This window comes from Sinorhizobium sp. GQ132 (assembly GCF_059758575.1).
Window position 1 is genome coordinate 150,080 of sequence record NZ_JCAXDX010000007.1, and the last position, 13,182, is coordinate 163,261.

The 13,182-nt window shown below is 61.1% G+C and carries 14 protein-coding genes; 7 read left to right on the top strand and 7 right to left on the bottom strand.

The features are described from left to right. Positions 1 to 101 precede the first annotated feature (101 nt). The 6 genes from AC6CIG_RS19040 to AC6CIG_RS19065 all read right to left on the bottom strand — a co-directional run bounded on the left by AC6CIG_RS19040 (position 102) and on the right by AC6CIG_RS19065 (position 4,989). Positions 102 to 884 carry a class I SAM-dependent methyltransferase gene (locus tag AC6CIG_RS19040; protein ID WP_498323644.1) on the bottom strand — a complete coding sequence of 261 codons (783 nt, stop codon included), beginning with the start codon at positions 882 to 884 and terminating at the stop codon, positions 102 to 104. A gap of 55 nt (positions 885 to 939) precedes the next feature. Beyond that, the gene (locus AC6CIG_RS19045) at positions 940 to 1,746 is read right to left on the bottom strand and encodes a class I SAM-dependent methyltransferase (RefSeq protein ID WP_498323449.1); all 807 of its coding nucleotides are present in this window, start codon (positions 1,744 to 1,746) and stop codon (positions 940 to 942) included. An 89-nt stretch (positions 1,747 to 1,835) separates the two neighbouring features. Then, positions 1,836 to 2,366 carry a tetratricopeptide repeat protein gene (locus AC6CIG_RS19050; RefSeq protein ID WP_437405351.1) on the bottom strand — a complete coding sequence of 177 codons (531 nt, stop codon included), beginning with the start codon at positions 2,364 to 2,366 and terminating at the stop codon, positions 1,836 to 1,838. Between the two features lie 21 nt (positions 2,367 to 2,387). Then, positions 2,388 to 2,687, bottom strand: a complete 300-nt coding sequence (locus AC6CIG_RS19055) for a hypothetical protein (protein WP_018096464.1) — start codon at positions 2,685 to 2,687, stop codon at positions 2,388 to 2,390. Next, on the bottom strand, positions 2,684 to 4,084 hold the full coding sequence (locus AC6CIG_RS19060) for a type II and III secretion system protein family protein (protein ID WP_498323451.1): 1,401 nt from the start codon (positions 4,082 to 4,084) through the stop codon (positions 2,684 to 2,686). Before AC6CIG_RS19060 ends, AC6CIG_RS19055 begins: the two co-directional genes overlap by 4 nt. 230 nt (positions 4,085 to 4,314) lie before the next feature. Beyond that, complete coding sequence (locus tag AC6CIG_RS19065) at positions 4,315 to 4,989, bottom strand: GntR family transcriptional regulator (protein WP_018096466.1); 675 nt, start codon at positions 4,987 to 4,989, stop codon at positions 4,315 to 4,317. A 127-nt stretch (positions 4,990 to 5,116) separates the two neighbouring features. Between AC6CIG_RS19065 and AC6CIG_RS19070 the strand changes: the two genes are divergently transcribed. The 5 genes from AC6CIG_RS19070 (at position 5,117) to AC6CIG_RS19090 (ending at position 11,029) form a co-directional block, all read left to right on the top strand. Beyond that, entirely contained in the window at positions 5,117 to 6,121 is a 1,005-nt protein-coding gene (locus AC6CIG_RS19070) for a TRAP transporter substrate-binding protein (RefSeq protein WP_018096467.1), read from the top strand. Positions 6,122 to 6,187: 66 nt separating this feature from the next. After that, positions 6,188 to 6,757, top strand: a complete 570-nt coding sequence (locus AC6CIG_RS19075; RefSeq protein ID WP_498323453.1) for a TRAP transporter small permease subunit — start codon at positions 6,188 to 6,190, stop codon at positions 6,755 to 6,757. Continuing rightward, on the top strand, positions 6,754 to 8,070 hold the full coding sequence (locus tag AC6CIG_RS19080) for a TRAP transporter large permease (RefSeq protein ID WP_498323454.1): 1,317 nt from the start codon (positions 6,754 to 6,756) through the stop codon (positions 8,068 to 8,070). The genes AC6CIG_RS19075 and AC6CIG_RS19080 overlap by 4 nt, the downstream gene beginning before the upstream one ends. Then, positions 8,067 to 9,506 (top strand): malonyl-CoA decarboxylase, encoded by a 1,440-nt coding sequence (locus tag AC6CIG_RS19085; RefSeq protein WP_498323456.1) that lies wholly within the window; start codon positions 8,067 to 8,069, stop codon positions 9,504 to 9,506. The genes AC6CIG_RS19080 and AC6CIG_RS19085 overlap by 4 nt, the downstream gene beginning before the upstream one ends. Beyond that, positions 9,503 to 11,029: a malonate--CoA ligase gene (locus tag AC6CIG_RS19090; protein ID WP_498323458.1), complete on the top strand. Its 1,527-nt coding sequence runs from the start codon at positions 9,503 to 9,505 to the stop codon at positions 11,027 to 11,029. Before AC6CIG_RS19085 ends, AC6CIG_RS19090 begins: the two co-directional genes overlap by 4 nt. A gap of 135 nt (positions 11,030 to 11,164) precedes the next feature. Here AC6CIG_RS19090 and greA read toward each other — a convergent pair whose 3' ends face one another. Next, positions 11,165 to 11,647 (bottom strand): transcription elongation factor GreA, encoded by a 483-nt coding sequence (gene greA, locus AC6CIG_RS19095; protein ID WP_498323460.1) that lies wholly within the window; start codon positions 11,645 to 11,647, stop codon positions 11,165 to 11,167. Between the two features lie 187 nt (positions 11,648 to 11,834). Between greA and AC6CIG_RS19100 the strand changes: the two genes are divergently transcribed. Together AC6CIG_RS19100 and AC6CIG_RS19105 are read left to right on the top strand one after the other, a co-directional pair. Then, the gene (locus AC6CIG_RS19100) at positions 11,835 to 12,548 is read left to right on the top strand and encodes a DUF6065 family protein (RefSeq protein ID WP_498323462.1); all 714 of its coding nucleotides are present in this window, start codon (positions 11,835 to 11,837) and stop codon (positions 12,546 to 12,548) included. Positions 12,549 to 12,788: 240 nt separating this feature from the next. Further along, a complete protein-coding gene (locus AC6CIG_RS19105) occupies positions 12,789 to 13,181 on the top strand; it encodes a hypothetical protein (protein ID WP_164866950.1) in 393 nt (130 codons plus the stop codon). Position 13,182: the final 1 nt, after the last annotated feature.

A 13,182-nucleotide genomic window follows, 5' to 3' on the forward strand; every position in this document is an offset into this window, starting at 1 on the left:
GGTCAAGAAGCGTTCCGCACTGGCCTTTCGTAGTGCAGGGGACGAGATCTTGGCACGCCAGATGGCGGACCACTTGCTGATCGCCGACTTTCGCGGCGTAATCAGCCTCCGCCTGGCCGGCGGGCAGTCATGATCCACGCGCGAGAGTCGAAAAATGCGCCCTTCGGGGTCATATGCGCCTCAAGCAAGCTGCGCAGCCGCTGCAGTGGTTTGTCCGGCGGTTTATTTGCGCCCGCGAGAGCGTCCTGCACAAGATAGAGGCTGGTGAGTGCATCGAATGCGGCATCAACATCCGATCCATAGAAGACCGGCTCTCGCACGTCCGCAAAGTCGATCGAAGTAAAGCCTGCCGATCTCAGAAGGTCCGCGGCAACCGGAGGATCGCCAAGTGAAAACGGGTTGGCAGCACCTGCGGAAACCGCAATTGCCGGCGCCAGGGCTTGCCGGATGGCGCGTGACCACTCGTTACGCTCCCGGCTCTGCCATACCATCCACACAAGGCGTGCGCCGGGGCGCATGGCCCGGCCGATATTGGCAAATGCCGCCGCCGGATCGGCAAAGAACATCACGCCAAACCGGCTGATGCAAAGGTCGAAACTGCCGGTCGGGAATCCGTGGAATTGCGCGTCGCCCTGCTCGAACATCACATTACGCAGACCCTCGGCGGCACTCCGTCGCCTTGCCTCCTCAAGCATCTCCGCGGAAATATCCACACCGATCGCTTCCCCTTGCGACGCGGCGCGGGCGGCCTCGCGCGTCGTCTGTCCTGCACCGCAGCCGATATCGAGCACACGATCATGTGCGCCAAAGTCGGCAGCAACCCGTAGGTGGCGATTGTGTCGCGCCAATTCTGCGTCGTAAAAGTCGGCACGATCCAACGCCATAACACTCACTCTCTTTGTTCGGGCTGGTACGGGAGTTTGATTCCCCTGCACCCCGTTACTGTCGTCTTCCCGTGTAAACCGACGTGGTCATGTTTCTGGTGACAACGCCTGCGAACTCGGTTTCGGCCACTTTCTCCAGTCCGCCGAGCAATCTTTCCCGCTCGTCCTCCGGCAGTGCCGTGACATTCGAGTAGGTCGCGTAGAGGCGTCGAACAGCGGACGGGTCCAGCGACAGGGTCCAATCTATGAGCTCTGGCTCGTCGGTCGTGAATCCAGCCTCCGCCAAGTCGCCCAGTCGCGCGCCGACATCGAGGCCGTATGGCGTCTGGGTCGTTCCGCCACCGGACGGGCTCGTACGATGGCCCGAGAACAGGTGTGCCGTTGCTCGATGAAATGGGTCGGGCCTGACCCCGTCCCCGAACACGTTCCAAATGAGAGCGACGGTACCGCCGTCTCGCAGCAGTCGCTGTATGCGCCGCAGGGCAGGAACGGCATCAATCCAGTGAAACGCCGTCGCACTGACGACGAGATCGAAACTCTTTTCCGGAACTTTCAATTTTTCGAAGGGAGTTTCCACCACTTCGAGCTCTTCCTCGTCCAATCGATCGCGAAGAAAATTTGCTAGCCGCCTGTCTGGCTCTACAGCCAGAAGCCGTTGGGGCCGATCGTCAAGAAGGCGTTCGGTGGCCAGCCCGGTTCCGGCTCCAATCTCGAGGATGGAAATACCGCTTCGGAGTCCCGCGCGCTTTCGTAGCGTATCCCAGACGAGCTCCGGATAGGGCGGCCGGGCCGTGTGGTAATTCTGCGGGTCGAGCCCGAATGCCTCTTTGCCGAAGGAACGGGCAAGGACGTCACTGGCCATGGCGGTCACCAAGTTGCGGACCGTCGAAACTAGCTGCGAAGGTTAAGCCGATCACCATCGCCCGACGGCGGGAGCCTGAAGCTATCCCCTCAACTGCGGTCCAACAAGGCAAGATTGGCCTCGATCGTCTCGTCCCCCGGTAATGCCGCACGAGCTTCGAGCAGCAATTTGCGGGCTTTTGCCTTCTCGCCTCGGAGATAGTGCGAGTAGCCCATGTTGTTCACGATGCGTGGCTGGCGCCCGGCCACCTTGAGCAATTGACTATAGGCGCGGTCCGCCAGATCGAACCGGCCGAGGCGGTCATAGCAGGCCGCCAATCCCATCAGCGCCTCGGCGTTGTCCTGCCGCAGCTCTACCGCCTTTCGAAAGTGCTTCTCGGCGAGCCCATAATTGCCGTTCATGAATTGAAGCTTGCCCTGATCGAGATCTGACTTGCTCACGTCTCCGGATGACATGAGAGCGGATGTCGGGTCGAATTCGGCACCCGACAACACCTCCGACGTCTGACAGCTCGAAAGAAGCACAGCGGCGACGATCGCCATGGCCAGTTCCGTGGTCCGGCGTTCTCCTCCCGGACGGCCCAGCACACTGCGGCCGGACTCGTCGATTGTCATCTCCATTCGCTGATCGCCGCCCTCTTGCTACTGCGTCGTGGTGTCGTTCGGATAAGGCTCACCATTTCCCCCGTTCGTCCCGTTTTGCTCCGCGTCCTGCGGCTTATATTGTTCCAGGTCGGCCGGCGTGGCCAAGCTGGTCTGCTTGACCCTTGGCGGCCACGGATCGACCATCTGCATCGCGCTATTGGCCGCGATTGCATCGCCTGCGGACAGCGCTATCGTTTCGCTGCGGACGAATTCGTAGCTCTGGCACCCGGAAAGCAGGATCGACGCAAGAAAAAGAAAGCCGTGAAAGCCTTTGGGCCTGCTGCTTCTGCGGATCATTGGAGCTCCAGAAAATGGCCGGAACTCGGTGCGCGGACGACATGCGCCTGCCTCGACGCAGACCGGCCCCTGCCGTTGACCTCCACTTCATCGATATTGCCGAGAAAGAATTCAGCTTCAGTTGGTCGTTTCGTTCGATCCGACGGGCTGGCGACCTTTTTGAGGGGATCGATCGGTTTGACGAGATGAGGCGTGACGATGATCACGAGATCGGTCTCGCGGCGCTGGTAAGCCTTGGACGAAAACAACGCCCCGAGAATGGGAAGTTGCCCAAGGCCCGGCACGCGCTGGGTGATGAGATTGTTCTCGCTCTGCAGGAGGCCGGCGATCATGAAGCTCTGGCCGCTCTTGAGGTCGACGGACGTCCGGGCACGGCGGACGGAGAAACCCGGGATCGCGATATTTCCCACCCGATAGGAGGCGGTGTTGTCGATCGCCGATACCTCCGGCTCGATGTCGAGGGAAATAAGGCCATCGCTGAGCACGGTCGGCGTGAAATCCAGACCGACGCCGAACTTCTTATAGCTGACGGTGATGGTTCCGTCCTGCTCCGAGATGGGGATGGGGAATTCGCCGCCGGCCAGAAAGCTCGAAGTCTCACCGGAACGCGCTATCAGGTTCGGCTCGGCGAGGCGCCGGGCCATACCCCTGTCTTCGAGCGCATCGATCGCCACATCGACCGAGTAGCCCTCCCCGATGAGGCTGCCGATAAGCGAGCCGGCCGGCGTATTGGATGTCGCGCGCGGGGAGGAGTTGAACTCGACACTCCCGTTCGACCAGGCATAGGCGGCACTGATCTGGGTTCCAAGCTCCTTGCCGACGTCGCGGTTGATCTCCACGAATCTGACATTCAGCTGTACCTGTTGGGACGACGTGATCTTAATGGAATTGATGACCTCCTCGTCGCCGGCAAAGCGCGATGCGATCTGCTCCGCCTGGGAAGCTGCGACCGCGTCCGTGGCAGAGCCGGAAAGAACGATCCTTCCGTTCGCCGAGGTTACCTTTACGCTCGAGCCCGGCACCGACTGCCGGATCGTCGAGGACAGCAATTTCGTATCGAGCGTCACCTCTATGTCGATAATGCCGACCGGATTCTTTTCCGCGTCGAAAATGGTGAGGCTCGTCGACCCCAGTTCATTGCCGAGAATATAGAAGGAACGATCGGTCAGAGGGGTTACGGTCGCAATCTCCGGATCCCCGATGACGATCTCATCGAATCGCTGCACGGCCCTGATCGTGACCGTCTTGCCCTTCGCAACCTTGATCGACCGCGAAAAATTCGACGAGATTTCGACGGAATCGCCGTTGGCCGAGGCCGGGGGACTGGCGCCAATGCCCGTACACAGAGCCACAACGAAGCAGAAGAACGTAAAAAGGGAGCCTCTTGACCTTGTCATGGTTCCTGTGTTCCTCCACGACACTCGGCACAATGTCGCACTTTCGTGACGCTACGTGTTGGCCGTAACCGCCGGGAGTGTTTCGAGAACCTGCCCCAAGGTCAACCAAGAATCCCCCCAAGCCACAATAAACACCCAGGAATTTTAAATAAAACCGGCAATTTTTAGTGGCCCCCACAGCCTGTATTCTCAAGTACTGTATTGGGATCGGAATCCCTCATCGTCGGTTCCTATCCGAGCCGGCCGCTCCGCCGGTCACGGTTCGAGAGGTTTGCGACAAGGTCGCCGAAGCGGTCGCCTTGGACAGCCACATGGCTGCGCAAACCCTCCCGCGCGCCATCCGCATTGCCGGAAAGAATGGCCTCGACGATCTCTCCATGTTCCCTGAACGAGACCTTCATGCGGTTGCGAACTCTGAGCTGCAGGCGGCGATAGGGGCGAAGGCGGCGATGCAGGGTCGTGCATTGCTCTTCCAGGAAGCCGCTATGGCTCGCCGTGTATATCGCGCGATGGAAAATCTCGTTCTCGTAATAGTAGCGATCTGTCTCCTCGCCGAGGACCGCTTCCCGGCATTTCTCGTGGGCGGCCAACAGAGCCGCGCTGTCTTCCTCGGTATGCCGTCGCGCGGCAAGAGCGCCGGCCATGCCTTCCAGTTCAGCCATCACCTCGAACATTTCGTAGACGCGCTGCGGTGCCGGATCCACGACGACGGCGCCGCGCCGCGGTCTGATCTCGACGAGCCCGATCGCGCTCAGCTGCATCAAGGCTTCGCGGATCGGGGTGCGGGATACGCCGAAACGCATGGCGAGTTGCGTCTCGTCCAGGCGTTCACCCGGCTCGAACTCGCCCGTTACGATGCCGTTCTCGATATCGTCGCGCAGCTTGTAGAAAATGTTCTCGCTCATTCCTTATCCGACCGGTCCGTATGCAACAACCATTTCCCTTGTATACAAAAATCTTGACAGGGTACGCAAGATGGATCCACTCTTAACTACCAAGCCGGCGGGAGGCCGGCATGTCAGGGAGGAAAAAATGAGCAGTTTTCGACGGAAGTTGACGACTTCCGCTGTCGCGGCCATCTGCAGCTTGATCGCTTCCACAGCGGGTGCCCAGACCGTGTTGAAGGCGTCACACCAGTTCCCGGGGGGAAAGGGCGACATTCGCGACGAGATGGTGCAACTGATAGCCCGCGAGGTCGCCGCCGCCAATGTCGGCCTCGAAATCCAGGTGTTCCCGGGGTCGTCGCTCTACAAGCCGAACGATCAGTGGAATGCGGTCACACGGGGCCTGCTCGATATGACCTCGTTCCCCTTGGACTATGCTTCGGGCCGCCACCCGGAGTTCTCCGCTACGCTGATGCCCGGCCTCGTGGGAAATTTCGATCGTGCCATGCGGCTTAACGATTCCGAGTTCATGGGGGACATCAAGAAGGTCATCGAGGATGCCGGCGCCTTGGTGATCGCCGATGCGTGGCTCTCCGGCGCCTTCGCCTCCAAGAAGAATTGCATCACCTCCCCCGACACGATCAAGGGACAGGTGATCCGCGCCGCCGGGCCGGCCTTTGAGGAGATGCTCGTGGAAGCCGGTGCTTCGATCTCATCCATGCCTTCTTCGGAAATCTACACCGGCATGCAGACCGGCGTCCTGGATGCGGCTAACACCTCGTCGGCGAGTTTCGTGTCCTATCGTCTGTTCGAACAGGCCAAGTGCCTCACGGCGCCGGGAGAAAACGCCCTCTGGTTCATGTACGAACCGGTGCTGGTGTCGAAGCGCGTCTTCGATGGCCTGACGGAAGAGCAGCAGAAGGCGATCCTTGCTGCCGGGGAAAAAGCGGAAGCCTATTTCAACGAAGAGGTCCGCAAGGGCGATCAGGTCATGATCGACACCTACAAGAAGGCAGGCGTCGAAGTCGTCGAGATGTCGAAGGAGGATTACGATGCCTGGCTCGAACTCGCCAAGGCATCGTCCTACAAGAACTTCGCCGCCAACGTTCCCGGCGGCGACAAGCTGATCGAAAAGGCGCTCGCCGTGAAATAAGGCGGACCGGAAGAACGGCGTGCTCCGGCGCGCCGTTCCCTTCCAGCGCAACTCGGGGATGATCTGATGCTCAAGGCCTATTCACAGGCTGTCGGCAATGCTTCGCGTGGCCTTGCGGCCATTGCGACGGCCCTGCTCATTGCAGCGATGCTCGTCGTCTGCCAGATGATCATGCAGCGCTATGTCTTTCGCCAGGCGACGATCTGGCAGACGGACTTCGTCGTGTTTTCCGCCACCGCAGCCATGTTTCTCGGCGCGCCATACGTCCTGCTCAAGGGCGGCCATGTGGGCATCGACGTCGTCGAAATGGTGGTCGGCGACCGCACGCGCTACGTCCTGCGAATCCTTGCGGGCCTGCTCGGACTGTTGTTCTGCGTCGTCATGCTGATTGCGACATGGATTCAGTTCCACGACGCGTGGGAGGGGAACTGGAAACACTCCAGCGTCTGGGCGCCGCCGCTTTGGGTACCGCTCGCCGCCCTGCCCGTCAGCTTCGCCATGCTGTGCCTCCAATATGTCGCGCAGATTCTGACGCTCCTCACCGCCCCGGCAGTCCCGGCAGCCATAGGCCACGGCGCGGCCGAACCGGGTTCGGCCCCCGGCGCCGACCGCCATTCACAGGAGATCATTCAGTGAGCCCGACTGTCTCTGGACTGATGATCGTTGCGTGCCTTTTCGTGCTGCTGGCAACGGGAATGCCCATCGCCTTCGCCCTGGGTCTTGCCGCCTTCGCAGCGCTCTACATGCAAAGCGGCGCCGGCATTTTCTACGTGCTCGGCGATACGATGTTTTCAGGCATCGCCAATCTGGCCTATGTGTCGATCCCGATGTTCGTCCTTATGGGCGCGGCGGTCGCCTCCTCGCCGGCGGGATCTGATCTCTACACCTCGCTCGACCGGTGGCTGAACCGCATCCCGGGCGGCCTCATTCTGTCCAATATCGGAGCTTGCGCCATCTTTTCCGGCATGACGGGCTCGTCGCCGGCGACCTGCGCCGCGATCGGCAAGATGGGCATTCCGGAGATGATACGGCGCGGCTATCCCACTTCGGTCGCGAGCGGCTCCATCGCTGCCGGCGGCACGCTGGGTATTCTCATTCCCCCTTCGGTTACGCTGATCGTCTACGGAATAGCGACCGAGACCTCCATCGGGCGGCTGTTCATGGCGGGCATCGTCCCCGGCATTCTGCTGACGATCATGTTCATGATCTGGGCGATCATCGATTGCAAACGCAAGGGCTACGAATTCGATGCACGCCTGGTTCGCTACTCGATTAAGGAACGTCTGGCCGGCCTTCCGCGCATCCTGCCGTTCCTGCTGATCATCGCCGGCACGCTCTACGTACTCTATGGCGGTATCGCCACGCCTTCCGAAGCAGCCGGTGCGGGCGCCTTCCTGACATTGGCCGTCGTGATCGTCGCCTATCGCCTGTTCCGCTTTCGGCCGGTCGCCGGCATCTTCGGGTCGGCGATGAAGGAAAGCGTCATGATCATGATGATCATGGCGGCTGCCGAGCTCTTCGCCTTCGCGCTGTCGTCGCTGTTCATCACGCAGACCGTCGCGGCTGCGATTGCGGACGTGGAGGTCAACCGCTGGGTGCTGATGCTGATCATCAACGTCTTTCTGTTGATTTGCGGCATGTTCCTGCCCCCCGTCGCCGTCATCGTGATGACCTCGCCGATGCTCTTCCCGATCGTCACCCAGGCGGGTTTCGACCCCTACTGGTTCGCGATCGTGCTGACGATCAACATGGAGGTCGGCCTGATCACGCCTCCGATCGGGCTCAACCTTTTCGTTATCAATGCCATTGCGCCGCAGATTCCGACGAAGGACATTCTCTGGGGGTCCCTGCCTTACGTGTTCGTCATGTTTTTGGCGATCATTCTCCTCTGCGTCTTTCCGGGCATCGCGACGTGGCTGCCGAACCAGATGCTGGGAACCGTCCAATGAGCACGACGTCCTTTTTCAGCGACATGCTGCAGAGCATTGCCGAGCGCGGCCGGCGATTCTTGTCCCTCGGCCCGGCCCGGAACGGCGATGTCAATCCGGTCGGCACCATGGAAGCGCTCTGCGACACGCTGCTGTCGAGCCGAGGCGAGGCGTCGGGCATGGCGCTGGCCAAGAACATTCTGGATCGCTGGCAAGGCTTCGATCAGGACAAACGGCGCGATTTCATGTTGGCGCTGCTCTCTCGTTTCGGCCCTGATATCGAGCGGCTGGAGCTGGCGATCGACGCCTATCGCGCCGATCCGACGCCGAAGGCGCTGCTCGAGATGAGCATGGCGGCAGAACCGCGCCGCCAGGAATTGATCCGCAGGCTCAATCTTGCGCCGAACGGCATCGCGACCCTCGTCCGCATGCGGGCGGACCTGCTCGAACTCAAAGCCCAGAACCCCGATCTGGAGGCGGTCGATACGGACTTCGCGCATCTCTTCGGATCCTGGTTCAATCGGGGCTTCCTCGTGTTGCGGCCGATCAGCTGGTCGACGCCGGCCGACATTCTGGAGAAGATCATTCGATACGAGGCCGTCCATCATATCGGCGGCTGGGACGAGTTGCGCCGGCGGCTTGCGCCGGAGGACCGGCGCTGCTTCGCCTTCTTCCATCCGCAGCTGGTCGACGATCCGCTGATCTTCGTCGAAGTGGCGCTGACACGCGAAATGCCTTCCAACATCGCGGAGCTGCTGAAGGAGGACCGTGCGCCGATCCGCGCTACCGACGCGACGACAGCCGTCTTCTATTCCATTTCGAACTGCCAGGAAGGTCTTAGGGGCATTTCTTTCGGCAACTTCCTGATCAAACAGGTGGTGGAGGATCTGCGGCGCGACCTCCCTCGCCTCGACACCTTCGTGACGCTGTCGCCGGTGCCGGGCTTTGCCGATTGGTTGTCGCGCGAACGCCGGGCCGAAACGTCCAACGCCCTCTCCGCTGCCGACCGCAGCAGGCTCGCGGTGCTCGACGAGCCTGATTGGGCCGATCAGCCGGAGACCGCGGCGGCCATCCAGCCAAGCCTGACGGCTGCGGCCGCCTGGTATTTCCTCAGGGCTCGCAATCGCAACGGCAAGACCGTCGATCCCGTCGCCCGGTTCCATCTCGGCAATGGCGCACGGCTCGAACGCATCAATTTCCTGGGCGACCGGTCCGAACGGGCGATGCGCCAGGCCCACGGGCTGATGGTCAACTATCTCTACAAGCTCGACGACATCGAGACCAACCACGAGGTCTTTGCGACCCGCGGCGAGGTCGTCGCCGCACCCGCCATCCGCCGGCTGGTGCCGGCCGACAGGAGTTCACGCAGCCTCGTTCCAGGTCCGGACGCCTTTGCCCCGGAAGTCCGATCAGCCGACGCACCAGGAAGGAAAGGCAACAAGGAGTTCACTTCATGAGCAACCATCTGTTCGACGCCATACGCCGGGCAGCGCGCCCCGATTCCGCCTTCATCCTGACGGCCGACGGCGGCCGCTGGACCTATGGCGACATGCTGGAGCATTCGGGCCGCATCGCTTCCGCGCTCGACAGCCTCGGTGTGCGGCCGGGCGATCGGGTGGCGGTGCAGGTGGAGAAGAGCCCCGAGGCGCTGATGCTTTATCTCGCCTGCCTGCGCGCGGGCGCGGTCTATCTTCCCCTCAACACGGCCTATACGCTTGCCGAACTCGACTATTTCTTCGCAGATGCCGAGCCTCGGCTCATCGTCTGCGCGCCGGCTGCAAAGGAGGGGATCTCGAAGCTTGCCGCCGATCACGGCGCCAAGGTCGAGACGCTCGACGAGAAAGGTGGCGGCTCGCTGATCGACCTTGCCCGGGGCAATGCGCCGGATTTCCGCGACGCTGACCGCGGTCCGGATGACCTCGCCGCCATCCTCTACACGTCGGGCACGACCGGGCGGTCCAAGGGCGCGATGCTGACGCATGACAACCTCCTCTCGAACGCCGCCACGCTTCGCGACCATTGGCGCTTCACGGCCGACGACAGGCTGATCCACGCGCTGCCGATCTTCCACACGCATGGCCTCTTCGTAGCATCGAACGTCGTTCTTCTGGCCGGCGCCTCGATGTTTTTCCTGCCGAAATTCGACGCCAACGAAGTCCTGCGTCTGATGCCGCAAGCAACCGCAATGATGGGCGTTCCGACCTTCTATGTGCGTCTCGTTCAGAATCCGGGGCTGACGCCCGAGGCAACCGCCGGGATCCGGCTTTTCGTGTCTGGCTCGGCTCCGCTGCTTGCCGAGACCCACAGGATTTTCGCCCAGATGACCGGACATGCCATTCTAGAGCGCTACGGCATGACCGAAACCAATATGAACACCTCCAACCCCTATGACGGCGAGCGCATCGCCGGAACCGTCGGCTTCCCATTGCCGGGTGTTTCGCTTCGCGTCGCCGATCCGGAGAGCGGCAGGCCACTCCCGAAAGGCGAGACGGGAATGATCGAGGTGAAGGGCCCGAACGTGTTCAAGGGCTATTGGCGCATGCCCGAAAAGACGCAGGCGGAGTTCCGCGCCGACGGCTTCTTCATCACCGGTGACCTCGGCAAGATCGACGAGCGGGGCTATGTCCATATCGTCGGGCGAGGCAAGGATCTCGTGATTTCCGGCGGATACAACATCTATCCCAAGGAAGTCGAAACCGAGATCGACCAAATGCCGGGGGTCGTGGAAGCGGCAGTCATCGGCGTGCCGCATCCGGACTTCGGCGAAGGCGTCACGGCCGTGGTCGTCCGGAAGCCGGGTGCGACGATCGACGAGCGCGCCATTCTCGATGGTCTGGAAGGCCGGCTGGCGCGCTACAAGCAACCGAAACGGGTGATCTTCGTGGACGACCTGCCGCGCAATACGATGGGCAAGGTTCAGAAGAACGTCCTTCGCGAAACATATGCGCGTCTTTATGCAGGAGCCGAGGCGCGCGCGTAGGCATCGCGCGCACGCCCAGAGATTGCTTCCAATCGGTTAGAGCATTCAACGTTTCATAGAAACACTGAAATGCTCTAACCATTTGATCCAACGCACTTCCGGACGGAAAACCGTTACACACTTTCCTCATCCGCTCTACGAGATGGCGAGCACTTCGAGCTCCTGATCGCCGACACTCGCGATGTCCCCGACAGATTTGCCCATAAGAACCCTTGCCACGGGGGACACGTAGGAGATCGAACCGGCCTTGGGATCGGCTTCATCCTCTCCGACGATCCGATATTTCTGTACCCGCCCGTCATCACGGCTGAAGGTGACCGTGCTTCCGAATGCGACCACATCGAATGAAGCCGGATCGGAGACGAGTTGAGCCGTCCGAACTCTTTCCGCGAAATAGCGCAGGTCACGCAAGGGGCCCGCCGCCTGCCGCCGCCGTTCATTCACGTCCTCGATCGTGCTTGCGGCCTCGGAGGCTTCGCGAGCCTGTTGGAGGTGCAATTCCAGAGCCTTCAATCCCTTTGCCGTGACAAGGTTCGGATGGGGTGAGACAGGCCGGTCAGGCAGCAGTGTTTCCGAGGCCGTTTCGGCACTTTCTTCCTTGATGAAGGCTACGCTCACCGGTGGACTCCGCTTGGACGTGGCGCTCTCTCCTTAGGAGCGATCGCACTCTGTTTTCCTCGGAACTATATAGGGCGATGACAGGAACCGACAGTATCGACACATCGAGTTTCTGCTCATTCTCTCGCCGACGGAATAGAAGCCTCGCCGTTCCGTTACTCCCGGGCCATTCAACGGGAGAAGCGGGATGTTAAGTTTCCTAAAGAAAGATCCGCTGGTCATTCAGTTTGTCTGCCATCCGGAAGACGACGGCGTCATCGCGCGGCCGGTACCGGCCAAATCGGTTCTGCCTGATTGGTTCCGCCGGCTGCCGGCGGTCGACAAAGGGCACCAGTCGGCAATCAACAACGGTCTGACCGTCAAACGCTGCATGCCCTTTCTCGATGCCATGACCACCGGCTGGATCCTGCCGATCGCCGCGACGGTGCGCCTTGACATCAAGGATGACGGCCGCAGCGTCGAGGCCGGCTGGGAGTTCGACCGGGTAATGGTCAGCAACCACGGCGCCCATCAGGTGGCGGGAAATCCGAAAGAGCCCTCCCCGCCCTGCAAGTTTCACAATTACTGGTCGATCCGCACACCGCCCGGATGGAGTTGCCTGTTTCTGCCGCCGCTAAACCGCCCGGGACAGCCTTTTGAATGCGTGGCCGGGATTGTCGATACGGACAGCTATAGCGCTCACATCCATTTTCCGTTCTTCGCGACGGCACCGGATGGCCTTCACGTCGTCGAAAAGGGAACGCCGCTTGTGCAGGTGATACCCTTCCGCCGTGCCGATGCGGCAGTCACAGCGGAAATCCGCGCCGAAACCCGCGCGGAAGCTGTTGAGCGCGAGACGGTCCACCGAAACACCATCGCCGCAGAAGGCTGGTATCGCAAGTCCGCGCGCGCCGCTCGCTAGGGCACTTCCAGAACACGTGTGTAACGGTTTGCCGTCCGGAAGTGCGCAGCTTTAAAGGTTAGAGCGTTTCACCGTTTTCAACGAGATCCTAAAACGCTTTGAAAGGTCCGGTAAAAAAGGCGGGGGCCGGAATATCCGGCCCCCGCTCTTGTCGCACCGTCAGCTTTCCCGCAACCTCAGCGCCCTGTGTGCCAGAGCTTGCCCGGACGGTACTCCCGGTCGGACCGGTTCGAGCTCGAATTGGACGAACGGTTGGAGGATGAGTTCGACGAGCTGTTCGAGGATGAATTGGAGCTCGAATTCGAGGAACTGTTGGACGACGAGTTGGAACTCGAATTGCTCGAGGAGTTGGAACTCGAATTGGATGAGCTGTTGCCGGCGACTATGATCTCGCCGTCGGTCCGGCCGGTCGTCTGGGCGGTTTGCGTCGAAGCGCGATCCACGCCGGGAAATGAGGAGGTATATTCCCTTGCTTCGGCGGCAGAGCCCACGAGTGCCGCCAAGCCGGCGGCGATTGCCTTGTTCGTCCAGTTCTTTGTCATCTCATCTACTCCTTATGAAAACCGGACCGCTTCTTCGGTCCGCAGGAGTAACGGGCGGTGCGCGCCTCTATTCCATGACCGCGATTTTTGAT

What these genes read in the sequence shown, in the direction of transcription:
- AC6CIG_RS19040 (WP_498323644.1), bottom strand. Translation starts at nt 884, where the DNA reads ATGGCGTTGGATCGTGCCGACTTTTACGACGCAGAATTGGCGCGACAC.
- AC6CIG_RS19075 (WP_498323453.1), top strand. Translation starts at nt 6,188, where the DNA reads ATGCTCAAGGCCTATTCACAGGCTGTCGGCAATGCTTCGCGTGGCCTT.
- AC6CIG_RS19055 (WP_018096464.1), bottom strand. Translation starts at nt 2,687, where the DNA reads ATGATCCGCAGAAGCAGCAGGCCCAAAGGCTTTCACGGCTTTCTTTTT.
- AC6CIG_RS19050 (WP_437405351.1), bottom strand. Translation starts at nt 2,366, where the DNA reads ATGGAGATGACAATCGACGAGTCCGGCCGCAGTGTGCTGGGCCGTCCG.
- AC6CIG_RS19090 (WP_498323458.1), top strand. Translation starts at nt 9,503, where the DNA reads ATGAGCAACCATCTGTTCGACGCCATACGCCGGGCAGCGCGCCCCGAT.
- AC6CIG_RS19070 (WP_018096467.1), top strand. Translation starts at nt 5,117, where the DNA reads ATGAGCAGTTTTCGACGGAAGTTGACGACTTCCGCTGTCGCGGCCATC.
- AC6CIG_RS19100 (WP_498323462.1), top strand. Translation starts at nt 11,835, where the DNA reads ATGTTAAGTTTCCTAAAGAAAGATCCGCTGGTCATTCAGTTTGTCTGC.
- AC6CIG_RS19065 (WP_018096466.1), bottom strand. Translation starts at nt 4,989, where the DNA reads ATGAGCGAGAACATTTTCTACAAGCTGCGCGACGATATCGAGAACGGC.
- AC6CIG_RS19060 (WP_498323451.1), bottom strand. Translation starts at nt 4,084, where the DNA reads ATGACAAGGTCAAGAGGCTCCCTTTTTACGTTCTTCTGCTTCGTTGTG.
- AC6CIG_RS19045 (WP_498323449.1), bottom strand. Translation starts at nt 1,746, where the DNA reads ATGGCCAGTGACGTCCTTGCCCGTTCCTTCGGCAAAGAGGCATTCGGG.
- AC6CIG_RS19085 (WP_498323456.1), top strand. Translation starts at nt 8,067, where the DNA reads ATGAGCACGACGTCCTTTTTCAGCGACATGCTGCAGAGCATTGCCGAG.